The 24,539-nt window shown below is 29.5% G+C and carries 23 protein-coding genes; all 23 read left to right on the top strand.

Features of this window, described 5'->3' with window-relative positions; genetic code table 11:
- The first annotated feature begins 21 nt into the window (after positions 1-21).
- The 23 genes from radC to yqeK all read left to right on the top strand — a co-directional run bounded on the left by radC (position 22) and on the right by yqeK (position 24,531).
- The gene (radC, locus tag BUB01_RS01920) at positions 22-705 is read left to right on the top strand and encodes a RadC family protein (protein ID WP_072984723.1); all 684 of its coding nucleotides are present in this window, start codon (positions 22-24) and stop codon (positions 703-705) included.
- 17 nt (positions 706-722) lie between these two features.
- Positions 723-1,742, top strand: coding sequence for a rod shape-determining protein (locus BUB01_RS01915; protein WP_072984722.1), 1,020 nt, complete (start codon positions 723-725; stop codon positions 1,740-1,742).
- A 5-nt stretch (positions 1,743-1,747) separates the two neighbouring features.
- Positions 1,748-2,608: a rod shape-determining protein MreC gene (gene mreC, locus BUB01_RS01910; protein ID WP_072984721.1), complete on the top strand. Its 861-nt coding sequence runs from the start codon at positions 1,748-1,750 to the stop codon at positions 2,606-2,608.
- A gap of 13 nt (positions 2,609-2,621) precedes the next feature.
- Positions 2,622-3,119 carry a rod shape-determining protein MreD gene (gene mreD, locus BUB01_RS01905; protein ID WP_072984720.1) on the top strand — a complete coding sequence of 166 codons (498 nt, stop codon included), beginning with the start codon at positions 2,622-2,624 and terminating at the stop codon, positions 3,117-3,119.
- A gap of 8 nt (positions 3,120-3,127) precedes the next feature.
- A complete protein-coding gene (locus BUB01_RS01900) occupies positions 3,128-6,022 on the top strand; it encodes a penicillin-binding transpeptidase domain-containing protein (RefSeq protein WP_072984719.1) in 2,895 nt (964 codons plus the stop codon).
- A 137-nt stretch (positions 6,023-6,159) separates the two neighbouring features.
- Positions 6,160-9,057 carry a penicillin-binding transpeptidase domain-containing protein gene (locus BUB01_RS01895; RefSeq protein WP_072984718.1) on the top strand — a complete coding sequence of 966 codons (2,898 nt, stop codon included), beginning with the start codon at positions 6,160-6,162 and terminating at the stop codon, positions 9,055-9,057.
- Positions 9,058-9,336: 279 nt separating this feature from the next.
- The gene (minC, locus tag BUB01_RS01890) at positions 9,337-9,972 is read left to right on the top strand and encodes a septum site-determining protein MinC (protein WP_072984717.1); all 636 of its coding nucleotides are present in this window, start codon (positions 9,337-9,339) and stop codon (positions 9,970-9,972) included.
- A 23-nt stretch (positions 9,973-9,995) separates the two neighbouring features.
- Positions 9,996-10,793 carry a septum site-determining protein MinD gene (minD, locus tag BUB01_RS01885; protein WP_072984716.1) on the top strand — a complete coding sequence of 266 codons (798 nt, stop codon included), beginning with the start codon at positions 9,996-9,998 and terminating at the stop codon, positions 10,791-10,793.
- Positions 10,794-10,805: 12 nt separating this feature from the next.
- Positions 10,806-11,072 (top strand): cell division topological specificity factor MinE, encoded by a 267-nt coding sequence (minE, locus tag BUB01_RS01880; RefSeq protein ID WP_072984715.1) that lies wholly within the window; start codon positions 10,806-10,808, stop codon positions 11,070-11,072.
- Positions 11,073-11,367: 295 nt separating this feature from the next.
- Positions 11,368-12,495 (top strand): rod shape-determining protein RodA, encoded by a 1,128-nt coding sequence (rodA, locus tag BUB01_RS01875; protein WP_072984714.1) that lies wholly within the window; start codon positions 11,368-11,370, stop codon positions 12,493-12,495.
- A 193-nt stretch (positions 12,496-12,688) separates the two neighbouring features.
- A complete protein-coding gene (gene rodA / locus BUB01_RS01870; protein WP_072984712.1) occupies positions 12,689-13,816 on the top strand; it encodes a rod shape-determining protein RodA in 1,128 nt (375 codons plus the stop codon).
- 266 nt (positions 13,817-14,082) lie between these two features.
- On the top strand, positions 14,083-14,922 hold the full coding sequence (locus BUB01_RS01865; protein WP_072984710.1) for a M23 family metallopeptidase: 840 nt from the start codon (positions 14,083-14,085) through the stop codon (positions 14,920-14,922).
- Positions 14,923-15,014: 92 nt separating this feature from the next.
- Positions 15,015-15,863 (top strand): M50 family metallopeptidase, encoded by an 849-nt coding sequence (locus BUB01_RS01860; RefSeq protein ID WP_072984708.1) that lies wholly within the window; start codon positions 15,015-15,017, stop codon positions 15,861-15,863.
- Between the two features lie 214 nt (positions 15,864-16,077).
- The gene (locus BUB01_RS01855; protein ID WP_072984706.1) at positions 16,078-17,931 is read left to right on the top strand and encodes a TIGR03960 family B12-binding radical SAM protein; all 1,854 of its coding nucleotides are present in this window, start codon (positions 16,078-16,080) and stop codon (positions 17,929-17,931) included.
- Positions 17,915-18,616, top strand: a complete 702-nt coding sequence (locus BUB01_RS01850; protein ID WP_072984704.1) for a TIGR03936 family radical SAM-associated protein — start codon at positions 17,915-17,917, stop codon at positions 18,614-18,616. The genes BUB01_RS01855 and BUB01_RS01850 overlap by 17 nt, the downstream gene beginning before the upstream one ends.
- A 19-nt stretch (positions 18,617-18,635) precedes the next feature.
- Positions 18,636-20,081, top strand: a complete 1,446-nt coding sequence (locus BUB01_RS01845; RefSeq protein ID WP_072984702.1) for an Rne/Rng family ribonuclease — start codon at positions 18,636-18,638, stop codon at positions 20,079-20,081.
- Positions 20,082-20,212: 131 nt separating this feature from the next.
- Positions 20,213-20,524: a 50S ribosomal protein L21 gene (gene rplU / locus BUB01_RS01840; protein WP_072984700.1), complete on the top strand. Its 312-nt coding sequence runs from the start codon at positions 20,213-20,215 to the stop codon at positions 20,522-20,524.
- 7 nt (positions 20,525-20,531) lie between these two features.
- Positions 20,532-20,903, top strand: coding sequence for a ribosomal-processing cysteine protease Prp (locus BUB01_RS01835; protein ID WP_072984698.1), 372 nt, complete (start codon positions 20,532-20,534; stop codon positions 20,901-20,903).
- Positions 20,904-20,907: 4 nt separating this feature from the next.
- Positions 20,908-21,207, top strand: coding sequence for a 50S ribosomal protein L27 (gene rpmA / locus BUB01_RS01830; RefSeq protein ID WP_072984696.1), 300 nt, complete (start codon positions 20,908-20,910; stop codon positions 21,205-21,207).
- 437 nt (positions 21,208-21,644) lie between these two features.
- Positions 21,645-22,937, top strand: coding sequence for a GTPase ObgE (gene obgE, locus BUB01_RS01825; protein WP_072984694.1), 1,293 nt, complete (start codon positions 21,645-21,647; stop codon positions 22,935-22,937).
- Positions 22,938-23,029: 92 nt separating this feature from the next.
- The gene (gene yhbY / locus BUB01_RS01820) at positions 23,030-23,329 is read left to right on the top strand and encodes a ribosome assembly RNA-binding protein YhbY (RefSeq protein WP_072984692.1); all 300 of its coding nucleotides are present in this window, start codon (positions 23,030-23,032) and stop codon (positions 23,327-23,329) included.
- Positions 23,330-23,333: 4 nt separating this feature from the next.
- Positions 23,334-23,936: a nicotinate-nucleotide adenylyltransferase gene (gene nadD, locus BUB01_RS01815; RefSeq protein ID WP_072984691.1), complete on the top strand. Its 603-nt coding sequence runs from the start codon at positions 23,334-23,336 to the stop codon at positions 23,934-23,936.
- Between the two features lie 16 nt (positions 23,937-23,952).
- Entirely contained in the window at positions 23,953-24,531 is a 579-nt protein-coding gene (yqeK, locus tag BUB01_RS01810; RefSeq protein WP_072984689.1) for a bis(5'-nucleosyl)-tetraphosphatase (symmetrical) YqeK, read from the top strand.
- Positions 24,532-24,539: the final 8 nt, after the last annotated feature.

Raw genomic sequence — 24,539 nt, 5'->3', positions numbered from 1 at the left:
AATTGAATAGGAGTTATTAAAATGAACAATAACCTGAAAATCATTGATATTCCACAAAATGAAAGACCTAGAGAAAAAATTATAAAATACGGACCAGATTCATTGAGTAATGTAGAACTTTTAGCATTGCTTCTAAGAACAGGAACTTCAAGCGAGAATGTTATTACTTTAAGTAGCAGAATATTAAAAGAAGTTCATGGTCTAAATGGATTATTTTCAGCATCAGCAGAAGAACTCATGTGTATAAAAGGCGTAAAAGAAGCAAAAGCTACACAAATACTAGCTTTATGTGAAATTTTTAAAAGATTTAGAAGTTTTGAAAAAAGTGAATACAAAATAAGTTCACCAAAGGATGTGGCAGAGCTTCTAACAGATGAAGTACGCTCTTTAGAGCAAGAAGTGTTTATATTAATTATGTTAAATACAAAAAATGTTGTTATTGGGAAAAAAGAATTATTTAAGGGAACTTTAAATTCTTCTGTAGTGCATCCAAGAGAGGTATTTAAAGAAGCACTAAAAAAAAGTGCAAATTCAATTATAATTAGTCATAATCATCCATCTGGTGACCCAACACCAAGTAAAGAGGATGTTAATATAACTCTTAGAATAAAAGAGTGTGGAAAACTTATAGGTATTGATCTTATTGATCATATAATTATAGGAAATAACAAATTTATTAGTATGAAAGAAAAAGGAATCTTATAACTGGAAGGGGAATAAAAATGGGATTATTTGGAATAAATAAAGATATGGGTATAGATTTAGGAACTGCTAATACCTTAGTATATGTAAAAGGAAAAGGTATTGTTTTAAGCGAACCATCAGTTGTTGCTATAAACAATATTACTAAAAAGCCATTAGCTGTAGGAACAGAAGCTAAGCAAATGATAGGAAGAACACCAGGAAATATAGTAGCTATAAGACCACTTAAAGATGGAGTTATAGCAGATTTTGATATAACTCAAACAATGCTTAAAAAGTTCATTGAAAAAATAACAAACAAATCTGCATTTACAAGTCCAAGAATTATAGTATGTTTTCCATCAGGAGTTACTGAAGTAGAGAGAAGAGCTATAGAAGAAGCTACAAAACAAGCAGGAGCTAGAGATGTTGTTCTTATGGAGGAACCAATGGCAGCTGCAATTGGAGCTGGTCTTCCAGTTGATGAACCAACAGGAAGTATGATAGTTGATATCGGTGGAGGAACTACTGAAGTTGCTGTGATTTCATTAGGTGGAATAGTAACAAGTAGATCTTTAAGAGTAGCTGGAGATGAATTAGATCAAGCGATTATTAGTTATATAAAGAGAGAATATAATTTAATGATTGGTGAAAGAACAGCAGAAGCTATTAAAGTTGGAGTTGGTTCAGCGTTTAAAGTTGAAGGCGAAGAAGAAAAAACTATGGAAATAAAGGGAAGAGATTTAATAACAGGTCTTCCTAAAGTAGTTGAAATAAGTGAAACTCAAATAAGAGATGCTCTAAAAGAACCAGTATCAGCAATAATAGAAGCTATTAAAACTACATTAGAAAAAACACCACCAGAACTTGCAGCAGATATAATAGAAAAAGGTATAATGCTTGCAGGTGGAGGAGCGCTTTTAAAAGGATTGGATCAATTAATAAATCATGAGACTCATATGCCTGTGCATATAGCTGAGTCACCACTTGATTGTGTTGCTTTAGGGGCTGGAAAAGCATTAGATAAATTTGACATAATAGCAAAACAACAAAGAGGTTAATCTGAGTGAAGATTTTTAAAAATAAACTGGCAGTAACTGTTATAGTTCTGTCAGTTACATTTTTAGGTATAATTATTTTTTCTGCGAAAAAAAATAATTATAACATATTTTCTAGTAGCGCAGGAGCAGCAGTCAATCCAGTCCAAAAGCTTGCTTATAAAGCATCAGAAAAGGTTAAAGGATGTATGACGTTTTTTTATACATTTTCAGATGTGAAAAGAGAAAATCAAGATTTGAAGAAAAAGAATATTGAGCTTGAAAATAAGCTTATAGAATATGATACTTTTAAAAAAACTAATGATGAATTAAGAGCTATATTAGATTTTAAAAATGAAAGCGATAAAAATAACAGTAAATATAAATACATAGGAACAAACATAATAGGGGTTAGTGGCGGAGGCTTCTTAAATGGTTATATCATAGATAAAGGTAAAAAAGATGGTGTAGATAAAGAAATGGTAGTTATATCAGCCAACGGCTTAGTGGGTCAGGTTTCCGAAGTAGGGTCTAACTGGGCAAAAGTTCAAACACTAGTTAATGAAAATGTAGCTGTACATGCAAAAGTAAAAGAAAGTAATGAAACTGGAGGAATAGTTAAGGGGTATAAAGATTCTAATGGAAAGCTTTTGGCTAAAATAGACTTTTTACCTATAAATTCTCAGATAAAAGTCGGAGATGAAATATATACATCTGGATTGGGAAAGATATATCCTAAAAATATAAAAATAGGCAAAGTACTGTCTGTTGATGAGGATAAAGTTAAGGTTAATAAAAGCGCAATAATAGAACCATATGTAGAATTTAATAAACTAGAGGAACTTGTAGTTATAGTTTATGATGAAAATAGAAAATATGAGCAAGATTAATTAGGAGATTTTTATGAAGAGATTTGTATTAATTTTATTATGTTTATTCTTTTTGGTGCTAGATAATACGCTAATGCCTTTTGTGGGAATTAAGGGCTGTTTTCCAAGTTTGTTATTTGTATTTGCTATTTTATTTTCAATTGTGAATGGATATTATGAAGCTATATTGATAGGTAGTTTTTCAGGGATAATACAGGATATATATTTTTTGAATGTATTTGGTATCAATTCTATTACTAATCTATTATTATGTCTTTTAGCGGCTTATATTGGTGAAAATATATTAAAACATAAAAAGTTAGTTCCAGTTATATTTACGCTAGTTATAACAGCAGTAAAATATATATTAGTATATATTTTATATAGAGCTACTAATATTAAAATGAATTTTGATGGAATAATAATAATGCCGGTATATAATATGATTATTGCTTTATTAATGTATTCGTGGATTTACAAAATATCTAATAAGCCTTATATGAAAACAGAGTGGAAGTTTAACGAAAAATAGGTGATGAAATGAATAATACAAAGAAGAAAAAGAAAGATATAAACAGATATTCAATTTTGCTTAGTATAATGTTGATTATATTTATAGCTATAATATCTAGACTTATATATTTACAAGTGTATAAATATGATGATTTTAAGGATAGAGCAAACACAAGAGCACAAAGATTTCTTGCAACAAAGGCACCAAGAGGTAAAATTTACGATAGTAATGGAAATATATTAGCTACCAATAAACAAACATATACTGTTACTTTTACAGAAACAGATGAATCAAAAAAACAATTTTATAAAACTATGGACAGTGTTATTTCTCTTTTAAGTGATAATAAAGAAGCTCTCCAAGATAAACTTAAGTTGAAATTAGATGATAAGAAGGAACCTTATTTCGATTTTTCTTCAGATAGTGATAGTGTAACTAAAGCTCAAGAGATAAGATTTAAAAGGGATAGAGGTTTAAATGACGAAGTCAAAAAGAGACTATATCCTAAGAAAAAGGATGATTTGAAAGAAGAAGAAGAGAATAAAATAGATCAAGAGCTTCTTAAATATACTCCGAAACAAACCTTTGAATTTTTAGTTAAAGCCTACTCATTATACGATTTGTTAATACCTTATGATATAGGAACTAAATCATATAATGAAGAAGCAAAGAAATATATTAATATGACTTCAGAAGAAGTTGCAAATGCAGTTTTAGCAAAATATCCAATAGAAAAAATAAGAAACTATATGATAGTTAAAGATGCTATAAAGATGCAGAGTTTTTCGGGATTCAAACCTGTAACTATAGCTTCTAATATAAAGCAGCCTTCTGCATTTGTATTTGAGCAGAAGTTAAGTACATTACCAGGAATAGATATAGCCTTAGAGCCTATGAGGGAGTATCCTTATGGTGAACTTGGGGCTAGTTTCTTGGGATATGTATCAACTATAAATAGTTCTAATAAGAATGTATATGAAGAAAGAGGTTATGATGTATCAACCGACCTTATAGGTAAAACTGGTATAGAATCTGCATTTGAAAATGTTCTAAAGGGAACTAAGGGCGGGAATACTGTTAATGTAAATGCTGAAGGAAGAAAAATAGAGGATTTATTTACATTAGAAACTTACCCTGGTAATAATGTGCATTTAACAATAGATAAGGATATTCAATATTCAGCAGAAACTATGCTTAAAAGTCAATTAGAATTTTTGCAAAAAAAAGGAATAGAAGGAGATATTGATTTTAGAAATGCAACAAGGGGAGCAGCAGTGGCTATTGAGGTTAAGACAGGTAGGGTCTTAGCAATGGTAAGCTTACCGGGATATGATCCTAATTTGTTTGCAACAGGTGACATAACAACGGAAATATCTAAAAAGTATTTTTCACCGGATCTTGAGGCATTTGGTAATCAATATATTAAATACAGAGGATTAAATACTACTGTAGATACGTTATTCCCTAAAAATAAAGATGGGATTAGACAAGATCCTTATGATATTTATCCAAAACCATTTTTAAATTATGCAACTATGGGACTTATTCCTCCGGGATCCACATTTAAACCTCTTACTTCTTTAGCAGCGCTTTCAGAGGGTGTAACAAATCCTTCTGAAACTATGGCTGATAAGATTGTTTTTGATAAATATCCAGAAATATTCGGAGCAACTAAACCTAAGGATAATGATCTTCATGGAGTAGTAAATTTAGCTTCAGCACTAGCTAAATCTTGTAACTATTACTATTATGACATGGGAATAAGACTTTATTATAAGAATAAAGAAAAGGGTGGAGAATTATCAGGACTTAATAGTTTGGCTAAATATGCTTGGGCTATGGGGCTTGGAGTAGATCCGAATTCAAATACAAAAGCTGCCACAGGTATTGAGATAAGTGAAAATTTTGGCCATTCATATAATTTTAATGATTTTAAAGATTTAAAATTAAATTATGCGAAATGGAATTTTAGAGATTATTTAGGAAGTGGAATATTTCCATCAAGAGGAACTAGATTTACACCTTTGGATATAAATAGTGCAACGGATGATAAAACTGATAAACTAGAAGCTGCAAAGGAAAAATTAAAAAATCTTGTTAACAATAAGCTTAAAGAAATAGGAATCAATAATATTAGCACAAATTCAAGCTATAATGAGTTTGAAAAACAAGTAAAAGAATCGCTTCAAGCTATTTATGATAATTCAGATGACTATAAAAAGGCAATGGAAGGTAAGAAAGTAAATCCTAGCTCAGAGATTACTACAACAGCAAAGGAAATAGCAAATTGGGTTATCTACTCTATGCCTATTGAAATTATGACACCTGTTGAAGTTGCAAATGCTTCCATAGGGCAAGGTATGAACAACTTTACACCACTTCAAATAGCTGATTATATAGCAACATTAGTTAATGGTGGTACTAGATATAAGACTCATTTAGTAGATAAAATAACTGATATAGATGGAAAAGTTGTTAAGGAATTTAAACCAGAAGCTATAAGCCATATGGATATAGATAAGGGAAATCTTGCTGCTATAAAAGAAGGTATGAGACAGGCAAATGAAGTAGATATGGGTACTGCTTCTTATGTATTTAAGAGTTTCCCAATAAGTTCTGGAGGTAAGACAGGAACAGCTACATTTAGAGATGATCAAAAGAACTTTGGTAGAGAAGCATATGGTGTCTATGTATCCATGGCGCCAGTAGAAGATCCTGAGATAGCAGTATGTGTAGCGATTTATGATGGTGGGCACGGATATTTCGGAGCTTCGGTTGCTAGAGCTATTTATGAAACTTATTGGAGAAATAAACTAAAAACAGAATTTCCAAACTATAAACCAATGGATATGTCTGGGAATTCCTATGATTATTCATTAAACCCTCCAACAGAAAATATAAAAGATGTAAAATCAAAATAATAAAAGAAAGTACTATCTTACAAATTTATTAAGATAGTACTTTTTTCTTATGATTCAAAGGACTTTTATGGTTTTTGTAGAAATATATATATATTTATACAATTAGTGGCATGAAGATAAAAACGGAGGAGACATGAATGAAAAAATTAAAGGAGAAGAAAATAGATAGATATAATATAATGTTGTTTATTACTATAATTATATTAGTAGTTATATTTATAAGATTATTATATTTGCAAGTTTATAAGTATGATGAATCAAAAGAGAAAGCTAATATTAGGGCGAGAAGATTTGTGGCAGAAAAAGCACCTAGAGGATTGATATATGACAGTTCTGGAAATATTTTAGCTAGGAATAAAGAAACTTATAATTTAACTTTTACAGAAACTGACCAGGCTACAATTGATTTTTGTAATACAATTGATAGCGTAGAAAAGCTTCTAAAAGAGGATAGTGCTGCTTTAAAAGATGATTTCAAAATAAAAATAGATGATAAAAAAGAATTTTATTTTGATTTTAATACGGATAATAAAAATATTAAAGCACAAGAAATTAGATTTAAAAGGGATAGAGGTTTAAATGACACTATAAAAGATAAATTATTTAAAGATAAAAAGGAAGAATTAAATGAAGAAGAAGAAGAAAGAATAAACGAAGAGTTACTTAAGTATGATGCTAAAGATACTTTTAATTACTTAGTTAAATCTTATGAACTTTATGAATTATTATTACCAAAAAAAGAAGGGTTAGATAAGAAAGCTCTTAAAGATAGAAGTTCAGAAATAGAAAAATTTCGGAAGAAAATTAGTGGCCAAGAAATTACAAAGCGGCTGCTTGAAAAATATAATATTGAGCAAATTAGAAATTATATTATAGTAAAAGATGAACTTAAAATGCAAAGTTTTCAGGGGTTTAAGCCTGTTAATATAGCAAGTAATATATCAAAGAATACAGCTTTTAAATTTTATCAAAAGCTTAATTCGCTTCCAGGAGTAAATATATCATTAGAGCCTATAAGGTTTTATCCTTATGGTGATTTAGCTTGTGCAGCTATAGGGTATGTAGGAGCAATAAATAGTGATAAGAAGAATTTATATGAAGAAAGGGGTTATGATGCATCTTCAGATTTAATAGGACAAGCTGGGATAGAATCAGCTTTTGAAAAAGAACTTAAAGGGATTAAAGGTGGAAACACCATAAAAGTAAACTCTACAGGAAGAAAGATAGAGGATCTTTTCAAATTAGAAACATTTCCAGGGAATAATATAACATTAACAATAGATAAAAATATTCAGTATTCTGCAGAAACTATGCTTCAACACCAGTTTGATTATTTAAATAGTGTTGGATCCACTGATGGTATTGATTTAAGAAATGCAAATAGGGGTGCTGTTGTTGCTATCGAAGTTAAAACAGGAAGAATATTGGCTTTAGTAAGTTTACCTAAATATAACCCAAATGAATTTGCTAGTGGACAAATAAGTAAGGAATTAAGAAAAAAATATCTATCGCCTGATTTGGAGGAGTTTGGAAAGAATTATATTTCAAGAAGAGGTTTAAAAGCAAGTGTAGATGAGTTATTCCCTGATACGAAGGGAATTAGGTCAGATAAATATGATATTTATCCAAAGCCTATTTATAACTATGCAACTATGGGATGTATACCTCCAGGATCTACATTTAAACCTCTTACATCAGTAGTTGCATTAGAAGAAGGTGTTACAGATGCTAATTTTTCTATAAATGATAGTACTTATGATCTTAGTAAGTATAAAAAAATATTGGGAGCAAATTTACCCAAAGATAATAATAATCATGGTGGAGGAATAAATATACAAAAAGCTTTAGAGCAATCTTGTAATAATTATTTTTATGATATGGCTGGAAAGCTTTATGAGAAATATGAAAAAGAAGATCCTAAAAAAGGTTTAAATTCATTATCAAAATATGCTTGGGCATTTGGGCTTGGAGCAGATCCTAAGTCAAATGAGAAAAAGAGCACAGGTATTGAAATTACAGAAAATTTTGGGGATTCTTATAACTTTGAAAGTTATAAGACGGTAAGAATAGAACAATCAAAGTTTGAATTAAGGGACTTCCTTAAAATGGGTAACTTTGAAAAAAGGGGGACATTTTTTGTTCCATTAGATATTAATATAAACGAGGACGATAAAGATTCTAACCTAGAAAAAGCCAAAGTGCACTTAAAAGAGGTTATTAATAAAAAATTAAATGAAATAGGAACAAAAAATATAGCTGATGATTATGATACATTCGAAAAAGATATAAGGAAGTGTATGCAAGAGTACTATGATGCTTCGCCCAAATATAAAGCTGATTTAGAACTTGCTAAGAAGAATGAAAAGGCAGAATTAGATATTGTTTCAAAAGAAATTGCTACATGGGCAGTTTACTCAATACGAACAGAAATGTTGTCAGGGGCTCAACTTGCTTATGCAGCTATTGGGCAAGGAAGTAATAACTTTAGTCCTGTTCAAATAGCAAGTTATATAGCCACTTTAGCAAATGGTGGAACAAGATATAAGGTACACTTAGTAGACAAAATAGCAGATAGTAATGGTAAAGTAATAGAAGAATATAAACCCGAAGTTTTAAGTAAGGTAAATATATCTGATAAGACTGTGTATGAAATAAAACAAGGTATGTATAGGGCAAATGATTCAGAAGGAGCAGCAGCATCTAGTGTTTTTAAAGGTTTCCCAATACGTAGCGGAGGAAAAACTGGTACAGCTTCGTTTAAAGAGGAAAAAGAACAAAAATATATAGGAAGAGAAGCATTTGGTATGTATGTTTCTTTTGCACCTTTAGATGATCCAGAAATTGCTGTATGTGTAGCTATATATGATGGTGGACATGGGTATTTTGGAGCACCAGTAGCTAGGGCTATTTATGAAACTTATTGGAGAGATAAAATAAAAAAAGAAAATCCAAACTATGTTCCAAAAGATATGAATGGTGTAAGTTATGATTATACTTTAACCCCCCCTAAATTAGAAGGAGATAATCAAAAATAAATTAAGAAGGATTTGTAGTGTTTTGCAAATCCTTTTTGATTGTATTATTTAAAGGAAACTCCTTCTCATTTCATTCGAATGAGTAAGTTCGAATGACTAAATTTAAAATTTAGATTCTTACTTAATTATAAGGTGATTTTTTGGAAAAGTAGTAATTTATAAATATTGCCCTTATTACTTTAAACAATTATAATATTAATATAGCTTTAAGAAGGAATTTATCAGGTTTTGTTGAATAATATAAAAGTATGCGTAGGTATTGGAGGTTAGCACATAAACATGATAGATGATAGGATACTTATTAAAGGCAATAAAAATGGGTTAAATGCTATAATTAATATTGATAAGTTTAAAGATTTTGAAGATATGCTCGAATGTTTAATAGAGAGATTGAATAAGGGAAAAAAATTTTATAAAGGCGCTACGCTAACAATACATACTGATTTGAAGCTATTAAATGATAGACAGATGAGAAAATTGAAGGACAGTCTTTTTGATGAAATTTTAATAAAAGATTGTATATTTATTGATAAAGACGAACCCTCGCTAAAATCATTTACAGGAGTATATGAAGGTAGAACAAAGTTTTTAAGAAAAACAGTTAGAGGTGGACAAGTAGTTGACTATGCTGGAAATATTGTTATAGTTGGTGATGTAAACCATGGTGGAGAGGTAAGAGCAGCTGGGAATATTATAGTTTTAGGAAGTGTAAAAGGAAGAGTGTTTGCAGGTGATAATGGCAATAATAAAGCTATTATAGCAGCATTTTCATTGCAGCCAGAAGTACTATCTATTGCTAGGATAATTACAATTTCTCCAGATGATGCTGAAAGACCAAGTTATCCAGAACTTGCAAAAATAAAAGATAATGCTATTATTGTGGAACCATATTTGCCAAATAAATATGGGTATTAATTAAATATGGAGGTATATTAAAAATGGGAGAATCTATAGTTGTTACATCAGGAAAGGGTGGAGTAGGTAAAACTACTACTACTGCTAATATAGGTACAGCGCTTGCTGCACAAGGGAAAAAAGTCGTTGTTGTTGATGGGGATACAGGTCTTAGAAATTTAGATGTTTTAATGGGCCTTGAAAATAGAATAGTTTATACAATAATTGATGTTATTGAGAATAGATGTAGAACAAAGCAAGCATTAATAAAGGATAAGCGTTTTCCTCATTTATGTTTGTTACCTACAGCTCAAACAAAGGATAAAAATGATATAAGTCCACAACAAATGTTAAAACTTGTTGAGGAGTTAAAAAAAGAATTTGATTATGTAATAATAGATTGCCCTGCTGGAATAGAACAAGGATTTGAAAATGCTATAGTTGGAGCTGATAGGGCTGTAGTTGTAGTTAATCCAGAAATAACTTCCGTAAGAGATGCGGATAGAGTTATAGGAAAACTTGATGCTAAGGGGTTAGAGGAACATGCTGTTATAATAAATAGATTAAATTACGAAATGACTCAAAGAGGAGATATGTTAGATATTCCGGATATTATAGAAACTCTTTCTGTTAAACTTCTAGGAGTTGTTCCGGATGATAAAAATATAACAGTTTCAACTAATAAGGGAGAGCCTGTTGTTTTAGATGATAAAGCAATGGCTGGACAAGCATTTAAAAATATTGCAAGAAGACTAATGGGAGAAGAAGTACCTCTTATGGATTTAAATACTGAGACAGGTGGTTTCTTCAGCTCTTTATTCAAAAAGTTCAAAAAACACTAGGAGGAGTTAGAGATGGATTTATTTAAAAGTTTTTCAAGTAAACCTACTCCGAAACAAGTGGCTAAGGATAGGCTAAAGTTAATCTTGATTCATGATAGAGGTGAGCTTGCACCAGAAATTCTTGAAAAAATAAAAGTTGAAATTTTAGAAGTTCTATCTAAATATATTGAAATTGAAAGCGAAGAGATAGACTTAACAGTAACTAAGTCTCAAAATATAGAAGGTGAATCACCTGCTCTAGTAGCAAACATTCCTATTAAAAATGTAAGAGGACGATAGTTTAATAAAAAAGAGTTAAATATTTAAATATTTAACTCTTTTTATTAATCTACGTCTTTATTTTGTTATTGAAAGTAATCTACGCCAATTAAATTTTAGTTTTAGTTAATAGAATTTGATTAGAGGAATGCTCATATGAATAATATTTGATAATGGTGTTAATTTAAATAATGGAAATTATTAAGAATTTATTTCATTTTATAGATTAGACTTTAATTGATTAAAAGGAATGTTATATAATATAAAAAGGTGTGGATGTTGTATATATTAACTACAAAAGATAGGAGGGGGTACTTTGCTTAAAAAATTTAAGATAGATATTAAGGTTTTAAAAGAAATGGACTTTACTTTATTTATAGTAACAATATTAATATCTCTATTTGGTATAATTAATATATATGAAGCAACTAGAATGATGAAAGGAAATTTTACTAGAAATCAATTAATATTTCTTTTAATATCGGTGGTGATATTGTACATTTCTTTACATTTTGATTATAGTTTACTTCGAAATTATGTTGAGATATTTTATTGGGGTAATATAGTATTGCTTATAGCAACAAAATTTATAGGTGTAACTGTAAATGGAGCACAAGGCTGGATAAGGTTTCCTGGAGGCTATCAATTTCAACCAGCAGAATTTATGAAATTTGCTATGATACTTATGTTAGCAAAAAAAATGGATCAATTTGATTTGAAAGTAAATGATTTTAAAAATTTTATGATACTTGTAGCATATTGTGTATTACCTATGGGGATAATAATGAAGCAACCGGATATGGGAATGGCAATGGTTTGCTTTTTTATAGCTCTTGGAATATTTTTTTGTGCAGGATTGGATTATAAAATTATAGGTGGAGGTCTCATAGCTGTATTATTAGGAATTATAATCTTATGGAATTCGCCTTTAATAAAAGATTATCAAAAAACAAGGGTACGAGCTCTTTTAAACCAAGAAGCAGATGAGCTTAGTACAAATCTTCAACTTACTCAATCTATGATAGGTATAGGTTCTGGTGGGATTCTTGGGACAGGACCATCATTTGGTAGTGACACTTCGAGGAGTTATGTTGCTGCATTTGTTCCGGAAAGTGAAACAGATTTTATATTTGCAATTATTGCAGAGCATTGGGGGACTATTGGATCAACAATACTTTTAATATTGTATGGAATACTTATATATAGAATGATAGTAGATGCTAAGGAAGCTAAGGATATATTTGGTAGTATGATATGTGCTGGGTTTACATCATATTTTATATTTGCAATACTTCAGAATATAGGGATGACAATAGGTATTATGCCTATAACAGGTATAACATTACCATTAGTAAGTTCTGGCGGTAGTTCTCTTGTTACAACATTTATTGCGATAGCATTAATACTTAATATAAGTATGAGAAAGAAAAAAATATATTTTTAAATTAAAGGTTAAATATTGTTCAAAAATATTTAACCCTTTTTAAGCTATAAATTTCTTTTTTATTTTTGCAAAAAATAGTATTATATAATTAAAAGAATATTACATAATAATATTAAGACGTATCAGAAAATAATAAATTAATTATTTTTATTTTTTTGAATATGATTAAATACAAATGACAGGAGGATTTATTTTGCTTAAAAAATTTAAAATAGACACTAAGCTTTTAAAAGAAATGGATTTAACTTTGCTTATAGTAACTATATTAATAGTTTTATTTGGAATAATTAATATATATGCAGCAACTAGAATGATGCAAGGGAATTTTGCTAAAAATCAATTAATCTTTCTTGGAGTATCATTAGTAATAGTATATGTATCGTTACATTTTGATTATAGTTTGCTTCAAAATTATGTTGATATATTTTATTGGGGAAATATATTATTACTTATAGCAACAAGGTTTATAGGGATAACGGTAAATGGAGCTCAAGGTTGGATAAAGCTTCCTGGGGGGTTTCAACTTCAGCCAGCAGAATTTATGAAATTTGCTATGATACTTATGTTAGCGAAAAAAATGGACCAGTTTGATTTAAAGGTAAATGAGTTTAAAAATTTTATTATTCTTGCAGGATATTGTATATTGCCTATGGGAATAATAGTAGCTCAACCTGATATGGGAATGACTATGGTTTGTTTTTTTATAGCACTTGGAATATTCTTTTGTGCAGGACTGGATTATAAAGTGATAGGAGGAGGTCTTGTATCTGTATTTATAGGAATATTAATTTTGTGGCAGACTAACTTAATAAAACCATATCAAAAGCTTAGAATATTAGGCTTTTTGAATCCAGAAGCTGATGATCTTAATACAAATTTACAGCTTACTCAATCAATGATAGGGATAGGATCTGGCGGTTTTTTAGGTACTGGAATATCATTAGGTAGTGAACCATCTAGAAGTTACGTTGCCGTTTTTGTACCAGAAAAGCAAACGGATTTTATCTTTGCTGTACTTGCAGAACATTGGGGAACTATAGGAGCAGTCGTGCTTTTAATATTATATGGAATACTTATATATAGGGTAATAATAAATGCAAGAGAATCTAAAGATATATTTGGAAGTATAATATGTGCTGGATTTGCATCATATTTTATATTTGCAATACTCCAAAATATAGGAATGACTATAGGTCTTATGCCTATAACTGGTATAACATTGCCACTTGTAAGTTATGGAGGTAGTTCACTTGTTACAACATTCCTTGCAATTGCGTTGGTACTTAATATAAGTATGAGAAAGAAAAAGATATATTTTTAAATATTTTAATAAGGATGTAGTTTTTTTATAAAGAAACTGCATCCTTATTTTTTATATAAGAAAGTAAATAATATTAAAAAGCTCAAGATTATAAAAAATTAAGGAATAATAACTCTCAATTATTTATTCATCTATAGAAAGTTAATGTTAATTCTCTTTTTGAGAGATGTAGATACATTAGTGAAAGAAAGTTCTAACTGTAACTTTTATTAAATATATATTAAGTATGGATTTTTAAAGTCTGCATATACTTAAGGAGGATAATGATGAGTAAGTATAACAAAGAGTATGAAGGATATTATTCTAAAATTATAGAAAGGCAGAGAATGGGACCTAGTTATAGAGAATATAAGCCTATTAGTAATGATGGGGAAGCGCGTTATAATTCATATAATATTAAAGATGGATATTATGTTAAAAAACCGTTGTTTGATTTTTCTAGAGATGGGATAGTTAAGAGATTTATTAGTGAATTAATAGGAGTTGCTTTACTTACAATTATAATATGTTTGTGTAAATTTACTGCTGTATCACAAATAAATTGGATTTACACATATGGAAAAAATTCTGTAAATACAAACTTAGATTATAAACAAGTTTTAGCATATGATTATTTAGGGGCTCTTAACAATTTAAAGGGAAAGTTTGACAAAACAGCTGATTTTAAAAATGAATTAGAAAATTATATAGATACATTTAAATCTAAGGTAACTGGAGAAAAAACACAAAAAGAAAAAATTAAAGAATCTTATGTATTGCCTCTGAATGGAAAGATAAAAGCAGATAGTGAAAAGTTAATAGAAGATAAAGGTGTAATTATAGAAGGTAAGGCTTTATCAGAAGCTATTTGTAGTTATGATGGTAAAGTTAAAACTGTAGGAGAAGATAAAAAACTTGGAAAGTATATAATCGTAGATCATGGAGATGGTATAGAGACTAAATATTATAATTTAAAAGAAGTTTCGGTAAAAGAAGGAGATAAATTAGGTAAAGGCGAGCTATTAGGAAAAATTGCTGAAAATAAAAATTTAAATGTGGTAGGTATAATATTTGAACTTTCAATTATGGGGGAGAATAGAGATTTAAAGGAATACTTTAAGCTATAAGGCATATTCAAAACATAATAAACAAATCTGCTTGTTTATTTGGTTTGCTATTTTCTTTCATATGCCTAAACAATTAATAAATGGAGGCGTGAATGGAGAAGACTATTAAGTGGCTTATTCCTCAAATTTTAGTATTTTTTATTTTAGGCTTTAAGGCTAAGATATTCTTAGCCTTTCTATTTATAATAATTCATGAGTTTTGTCATTTTGTGGTGGCTGTTAAAATAGGTGTTAATGTTCAGAATTTTAAAGTACATCCTTTAGGTACAACCTTAGAAATATCTGAGTATGATGAACTTAGTCCAAAGGAAGAAATTTTAATTTGCATAGCAGGGCCTATTGCAAATATTATAATGGTATTAATTTTTTTTTGTATTAAAAAATATATAAATATTGATTTTATAAACAATTGTATTGAAATAAATTTAGTTTTGGGAATATTTAATTTGATACCAGCTTTTCCTTTAGATGGTTCAAAGATTTTAAAAGCTATATTAAGTAGGAAGATGTTATATAAAACCGCATATGGTATTACTATTATAATAAGTTATATTATTTCAATATTATTTATAGCTTTATTTTTTCTAGAATTATATATACATAACTTAAATCTAAGTTTAATTTTAGCAGGTATTTTTATTATATATACCACTTATAAAGAAAAAGAAAGGATAATGTATATTATTATGAGTGATATTATAAGAAAGAGGAAAAGATTACTTAAAAATAAATATATTGAAAATAAATTTTTATCAGTTTATTATAAACAAGAGTTATTATATATATTAGGATTAGTAGATAAAAATAAATTTAATATATTTTATATATTAAATGAGGAAATGAAGCTTTTATATACTTTAAGTGAAGATGAGGTTTTGGAAGCGTTAAAGATTTATGGAAATATAACACTGGAAGAATATGTTGATATAAAGAGCAGTTAAAATAAGAGTTGGTTATTAAATTTATTTATGATAGAATAGTATAATACAATGTAAGAAGTATAGAAATATGCTTCTTTTTTTTGTGAATAAAAAAGTTAATTATTAAAAGTTAATTATTAATAGATAGACATATCCTAAAAAATAAAATATCAATTTATTGAGTTATCTTGTAACATATGTTTTGTGTTAATAGTTAAATGAAGGAGGAATATAAATGGTTAAAGTTTCAGATGACATTTTATATAAAGTTGAGAAACCTTCTAGATATATAGGTGGAGAGCTTAACGAGATAATTAAGAATCCTAAGGAAGTAGACATTCGTTTTGGTTTTTGTTTTCCAGATGTTTATGAGGTTGGAATGTCTCATTTAGGGTCAAGAATATTATATCATACTATAAATGAAAGACAGGATACATATTGCGAGAGAGTATATGCACCATGGCCAGATATGGAGGCAGAGCTTAGAAAAAATAAGATACCACTATATGCATTGGAGAGTAAGGATCCTATAAATGAATTTAACTTTTTAGGGTTTACGTTACAATATGAAATGAGTTATACAAATATATTAAATATGCTAGATATGGGTGGTATAACATTAAGAGCTTCAGAAAGAGGCGAGGGTGAACCTATAATTATGGCTGGAGGCCCGTGTGCATATAATCCGGAACCACTTTATGATATAGTAGATTTCTTTGAGCTTGGAGAAGGCGAAGAAATAATGAATGATGTTCTAGATGTATATAAAAAATATAAGGGACAAGGAAAGAAAAAAGAATTTTTAAGAGAAATATCAAAGATAAGAGGAGTGTATGTTCCTTCACTTTATGATGTTTTTTATAATGAAGATGGAACAATAAAAGAATTTAAACCTAAATATGATGATGTTCCTGCTACTGTTAAAAAGAGAATAATACCTGATTTTAATAATGTATCTTATCCGGATAAATTTATAGTACCTTATAGTGAAATAGTTCATGATAGAGTTATATTAGAGCTATTTAGAGGGTGCACAAATGGATGTAGATTTTGTCAAGCAGGTATGATATATAGACCAGTTAGAGAAAAATCAAGAGAAACTTTAATTAAACAAGCAGATCAGTTACTTAAGGCTACTGGATATGATGAAATATCATTATCTTCTTTAAGTACTTGTGACTATTCAGATATAAAAGGTTTAGTTACTGATTTAATAGCAGAACATGCTAAGGATAATGTTTCAGTTGCTCTTCCTTCCATAAGAGTAGATGCTTTTTCAGTAGATCTTTTAAAGGAAATGCAAAAGGTTAGAAAAAGTGGTTTAACATTTGCACCAGAAGCTGGCTCTCAAAGAATGAGAGATGTTATAAATAAAGGGTTAACTGAGGAAAGAATTTTAGAGGCTTGTAAAAATGCATTTGATTCAGGTTGGAGTAGCTTAAAGCTTTACTTTATGCTTGGTCTACCTTATGAAGAGGTTCAAGATGCTAGGGAAATAGCAATGCTTGCAGAAAAAATAGTAGCTAAATATTTTGAAGTGCCAAAAGAAAAGAGAAATAAGGGATTAAGAGTTACAGTAAGTACGTCAATATTAGTTCCAAAACCATTTACTCCATTCCAGTGGGCACCTATGGATAAACCTGAAAGTGTAAATGAAAAGATAAATGCTGTAAGAGATACTATAAAATCTAAGGCTATAAACTATAACTATCATGCTCAAGCTACTTCCTATATGGAAGCTGTATTTGCAAGAGGGGATAGAAGGCTTTGTGATGTTTTAATAAAGGCTTTTGAAAAAGGAGCTAGATTTGATGGATGGTCACAATACTTTAGCTTAGATACTTGGAAGGAAGCTATGGCGGAATGTAATGTTGATGGAGATTTCTACGCATTTAGAGAAAGAAGCTATGATGAAATACTTCCATGGGACTTTATAGATATAGGCGTTAATAAAAAATATATTCAAGCAGAAAATGAAAAGGCTAAAAGTGCAGAACTTACTCAAAACTGTAGAAAAGGATGTACAGGTTGTGGAATAAATGTAAACTTCAAAGAAGGGAAGTGTTTTAACGGTGCGATATCTAATTAAATTTACTAAAGGCTCAAACATAAAATTCATATCACACTTAGACTTAATGAGAACTATACAAAAAATTATAAGAAGATCAGAACTTCCTATAGAGTATTCAAAGGGGTTTAATCCACATATGGCTTTATCACTTGCACAACCTCTTTCAGTTGGAGTTTATTCAGATGCAGAATATATGGATATAGTTTTAACTGAGTTTGTAGATAATAAAACAGTATTAGAAAAGCTTAATGAGAATTCTTCGAATAATATAAGATTTTTAGAGTCTTCTAATACTGAAATAATACCTAACCAAAAGAGGGTTCCTCAAGGTATGGCACTTTTAGATGCTGCAAATTATACTATAAAGATAAGGTATTATAATACAGAGAAGGTATTAGAAGAAGTTAAAGCTCTTTTAGAAAAAGAAACTTGGGAAACATTAAAGAAAACTAAAAAGGGTGAAAAGATGGCAGATATAAAACCTTTAGTTAAGGATTTTAAATACTGGGTAAATGAAGATTTTCTAGTTATTAACGCTACTATAAGTTGTGGAAGTAGAGAAAATTTATCTGCAGACCTTTTAGCAAGTTTTGTAAAGTTGAATACAACAGGATTTAATGAAGAAGCTTTTGTTGAAATAAAAAGAGAAGAAATGTATGCATTAAAGGATGAGAAGCTTGTTCCTTTATATAAGTATATATAAAATTTAGGAAGTTAGTGTTATGAGAGAAATATATATTGAAAAAAGAAATGATTTGCGTAGAATTGCTATAAAAGAAGTTAATATTTTAACTGAGTGTTTTATAGAAGAGGAAACCTTTGAACCAATCCCTGGAGAAATTTATAAGGGAATAATCAAAAATATAGTTCCTGGTATAAAAAGCGCCTTTGTAGATATAGGGCATAAAAATAATGCATATATGAGTCTTAGTGAAAGTGAATTAAAGATTCTTAAAAAAGGTAGCGAAGTATTAGTTGAAGTTGTTAAAGAGGAGCTTAATGGTAAGGGTGCAAAGGTTATTAAAACTTTTTCTATTCCAGGAAAGTATGTAGTTTTAGAAACAGCTAATACAAAAAGGGTTTTTTCAAGAAAAATAAAAAATCAGGAAGTTATTAAAACGCTTAAGGAGGTTATAAAAACTCCAGAAGGTATAGGGATAACCTTTAGAACAAATTCACAATTTGCAAAACATGAAGACATCCAAGAAGAAATTGATAGACTATATAAAGAATATGAAAGAATAGTTAGAGATTTTAAATATTCGATAAGACCTTGTAAGCTATTTGGTGAGAGTAGCATAATTTATAAGGTTTTGAGAGATAATATAAATTCTAAAACTTCAAAAATAATTGTGGATTCTAAAGAAGATTATGAGATATGCAAGGAATATTTAAAAGAAATTAATACAGTAGATTTAGAGTTTTATGGCGAAGCAAGAACTTTGTTTGATTTTTATGGTATAGAAAAAGAGATTTTAAGTCTTAGAAATAATAAGGTAAACTTAAAATGTGGTGGCTATATAATAATAGAAAAAACAGAGGCTATGTATGTAATTGATGTTAATTCAGGTAAACATGTAACAGGAAGAAATATAGAAAAGACAGCTGAGGAAACTAATGTTGAGGCTGCTAAGGAAATAGCAAGACAAGTAAAGCTTAGAAATCTAGCTGGTATTATAGTAGTTGATTTTATAGATATGAAGAAAAAAGAAAGTAAAGAATGTGTAATAAAAGCTTTAAACAGTAGTTTTATAGGTGATAGAAATAAAAGCAAAATTTTTGATTTTACAGAACTTAATCTAATTCAAATATCTAGAATGAGAAAAGGCAAAAGTATATATGAGCATATAGAGGAAGAATGTCCATTATGTAAAGGTCATGGAAAGAGACTAAAGCTTTCATATATATATTTACTTATAAAAAATGAAATTTTAAAATCCAATGTTGAAGGTAAAATAAAGGATTTTCATATAGAAATAAATGAAGAGTATAAAGAAGCTGTAAATGGCAATATGTTTGAGTTTATAAAAGAAATAGGAGCTTTAGATTTAAATATATATTTAAATTTTAAAGATTTTAGTGAATATTATAAGGTAGAAGCTTTACTTTTTAATAATCAAATAGATAACGTAAAAGAATATTTAGTAAAGGTCATTGAGAAATATTAAAATTTGCTTTACAAAAATATGCACATGTGGTAGAATGGCTTTTGTAGACCGCTCACGAATGGGTTAATTATAAACAGGCTATTTATTGTCTGTACCTTAAGTGGCGAAACCGTAATTGAGGAGGTGTTTTAATGTACGCAGTATTAACTACAGGTGGAAAACAATACAGAGTTCAAGAAGGAGACGTATTATTCGTTGAAAAACTTAACGCTGAAGTTGACGCAACAGTTGAATTAACAGAAGTTCTTGCAGTATCAAAAGACGGAGAACTTAAAGTTGGTAAACCAGTTGTTGAAGGAGCAAAAGTAGTTGCTAAGGTTTTATCTCAAGGTAAAGCTAAAAAGGTTGTTGTATTCAAGTACAAACCAAAAAAGGACTACAGAAAGAAAACTGGTCACAGACAATCTTACACTAAAATAGTAATCGAAAAAATCGAAGCTTAATTTTTGTATGATTAAAGTAAAGATAATTAAAGAGAATAAAAACATAATTTCATTCATGATTGAAAATCATGCCCTTAGAGATAGAGACATGATTTTAGCTGGAGATGCTTATGATATGGTTTGTAATTCTGTATCAGTGCTTTCTCAAAGTGTAATAATTGGCTTAGACGAAGTTCAAAAGCTAAATTGCAATTATGAAATGAGTGATGGATATCTTAAGCTTGATCTTAATGGGTTTACTCAGGAAGAGATAAATGAAGCACAGGTTTTATTAAAAACTTTTGAGCTTAGTTTAGAAAGCATAATGATGTCTTTAGAGAGCAGTTTCGGGAAAAAGAGCTGCGATAAATATATAAGGCTTATAAAAGAGGAGGTGTAACGCTATGCTAATAATGAACCTTCAATTGTTCGCTCACAAAAAAGGTGTTGGTAGTTCTAAGAACGGTAGAGACTCTGAATCAAAAAGATTAGGAGTTAAACGTGCAGATGGAGAATTCGTTCTTGCTGGAAACATTCTTGTTAGACAAAGAGGAACAAAGATACATCCAGGAACTAACGTAGGTAAAGGTAAAGATGATACTTTATTTACAAAAGTTGATGGAATTGTTAGATTCGAAAGAATGGGTAAAGATAAGAAAAAAGCTTCAGTTTACCCAGTAGACTTAGAACAAATAGCTGAATAATTTATTCATATAAAGCACCCTAATTACTAGGGTGCTTTTTTAAAGTATAGGAAACAATCATCACATTTTTATTGTTTTAACAGGCAGTAAGATAACGATTGTTTATTTTGTAGAAAAGTCTAAAGTAGGCTTATACAAATTTTTTAGAATTTAAAATATATAGATAAAAAGAAAGTTTATATAAGCCCACTTTTTTATAATATGATTTTATACCTTTAAGAGTCTAAATATAAATAAGCAGGGTAATAATATAAATGAATCTCCTATTAATATCAGTAAATAGGAGTCAATTAGAAGAAAAAAATCTAAGATTTTGACTATTATTTAAATAAAGCTGCTACTTATTATCATTCGTAGGAGTGAATTTGAATTAATTAAATCTGAGATTTTGATTCTTAATTAAAAGAATAAATTAACATGAAGGTAAGGTGATGAGCATGTTTATAGATACGGCCAAGATATTTGTAAGATCTGGTGAAGGTGGTCATGGTGCTATCTCTTTTAGAAGAGAGAAGTATGTACCATTAGGAGGTCCAGATGGTGGAGATGGTGGAAGAGGAGCAGATGTTGTCTTAAAGGTAGATCCTTCTATGACTACACTATTAGATTTTAAATATAAGAAGAAATTTATTGCTGAAAAAGGCGTAAATGGTTCAGGTTCAAAATGTTATGGTAAAGATGGGGAAACTCTGTACATAAAAGTACCTATGGGAACAATAGTTAGAGATGTCGAGACTAATAAGGTAATGGCTGACCTTTCTCATCCAGAGGATGAATATGTAGTATGTAGAGGTGGAAAAGGTGGAAAAGGAAATTGTAAGTTCTGTACACCTACAAGGCAGGCACCAAACTTTGCAGAGCCAGGTATGCCAAGTGAAGAAAGATGGATAAGTCTTGAACTTAAGCTTTTAGCTGATGTTGGACTTTTAGGTTTCCCTAATGTAGGTAAATCAACTCTTTTATCAGTAGTTTCAAAAGCGAGACCAAAGATAGCAAACTATCACTTCACAACACTTAAACCTAATTTAGGTGTTGTTGCAGTTCCGGGAATACAACCATTTGTTATGGCAGATATTCCAGGTATAATAGAAGGAGCTGCTGAAGGAGTAGGTCTTGGTATTGACTTCTTAAGACATATAGAAAGAACTAGAGTACTTATACATGTTGTAGATATTTCTGGAGTTGAAGGAAGAAATGCTATAGAAGATTTCATAAAAATAAATGAAGAGCTTAAAAAGTATAATGTTAAGCTTTGGGATAGACCTCAAATAGTTGTTGCTAATAAAGCAGATATGTTATTTGAAGAGGAAGTTTATGAAAACTTCAAAAAAGAAATAAATAAAATGGGATATGATAAAGTGTTTAAAATGTCCGCAGCTACTTATGAAGGTGTAGAGGATGTAATAAAGGCTGCAGCAGAAATACTTTCAAATATTCCTGTAACTGATTTAGAAATTTCAGAAGATGAAAGATTTATACCAGAGGAAAGAAGATTCACATATGATATCCATGTGGAAGCTGGTGAAGAAGAAGGTACTAACGTTTATATAATTGAAGGAACCTTCGTAGATAGAATTCTTACAGCTGTTAATGTAAATGATCCAGATTCACTTAAATACTTCCATAAGGTTCTTAAGAATAAGGGAATATTTGATGAACTTAGAGAAATGGGAATACAAGATGGAGATTTCGTAAGACTTAACGATTTTGAATTTGAATATTTATTATAAGTGAGAATCCAAATTTTAATTTGGTCATTCGAACTTACTCCTATGAATGTAATGAGTAGGAGTTTCCATAATATATTTTATGAGGTGATTTAATGATTACAACAAAGCAAAGAGCTTACTTAAGAAGTATTGCTAATACATTAGATCCTATTTTTCAAATAGGTAAAAATGGAATTGAAGAAAATTTCTTAAAGCAAGTAGAAGAAGCGTTAGAAGCAAGAGAAATTATAAAAATAAAGGTTTTAGAAAATAGCGGGTTAGACACAAGAGAGGCTTCAGATATTATATGTAAAGCTGTAGGGTGTGAGGGTATTCAAGCTATAGGAAGTAAATTAGTTGTCTTTAAACAATCAAGTAAAAAACCAAAAATAGAGTTACCTGTAAAGAAATAATTCTATGAGGAAAATAGGTGTTTTAGGTGGAACTTTTGATCCAATTCATTTTGGTCATATGTATATAGCCTATGAGGCTTATAAAAAACTTGGTTTAGAAGAAATCATATTTATGCCAGGCGGTAACCCTCCACACAAAAGAGGAAATGAAGTAACGGATGGTATTTTAAGATATGAAATGGTAGAGAAAGCTATAAGTGATTATAGCTTCTTTACTATATCCGATTATGAAATAAGAAAAGAAACTTTAAGCTATACATATGAAACCTTAAGATATTTAAAAGAAACAAATAAAGACTCAGAACTGTATTTTATTACAGGTGCGGATTGTCTTATTAATATAGATAAATGGAGAAATGTGCAAAATATAATGGAAACCTGCAATTTCGTTGTATTTAAGAGACCAGGATACTCGAAAAATGAAATAATTTCACAGAAGGAAAAAGTAGAGGAAAGGTATAATACTAATATAATATACCTAGATTTACTTAATATGGAAATAAGCTCTAGTCTTATAAGAGACAGGGTAAGAGCTGGACTTTGTATAGATTTTTTTGTGCCTATTAATGTTAGAAATATTATAAGTAAGGAGAATTTATACAAGTGATGAAGGAGGAAAAATTATGTGGACGTATGAAGCTATGGATTATTATGTAAAAGAGAATCTAAAAGAAACTAGGTATATTCATACTTTAGGAGTGGTAAAAACAGCTATAGCCTTAGCAAAATTAAATGGTGCTTCAGAGGAAAAGGCAAAAATTGCAGCACTGTTACATGATGCAGCTAAAAACATGAAAATAGATGAGCAAGTTAAAATATTAGAAAATAATAATATAGAGCTTGATGATGTTACAAAAAATTCACCTCAAATATTGCATGGTCTTGTAGCAGGGATACTAGCAAGAGATATTATGGAAGTTACAGATAGTGAGATTTTAAGTGCCATAGCATGTCATACTACAGGTAAAGATAATATGTCTTTATTAGACAAGATAATTTATATATCAGATTATATAGAACCAAATCGTAATTATAATGGGGTAGAAGAACTTAGAGAACTTACTTTTAAAGATTTAAATGCAGGGCTTTTAAAAGGCATAGATAATACTATTATGTATGTTATCAAGTTAGGTCAATTAGTACATCCATTAACAATAGAAGCTAGAAATTATTTAATTTTAGAAAGTCAGGGGAACGTCTAAGTCTTCAA

This window comes from Clostridium cavendishii DSM 21758, from assembly GCF_900141845.1.
Taxonomy (GTDB): Bacteria; Bacillota; Clostridia; order Clostridiales; family Clostridiaceae; genus Clostridium_AG; species Clostridium_AG cavendishii.
This window is presented reverse-complemented; position numbering and strand designations above follow the sequence as displayed.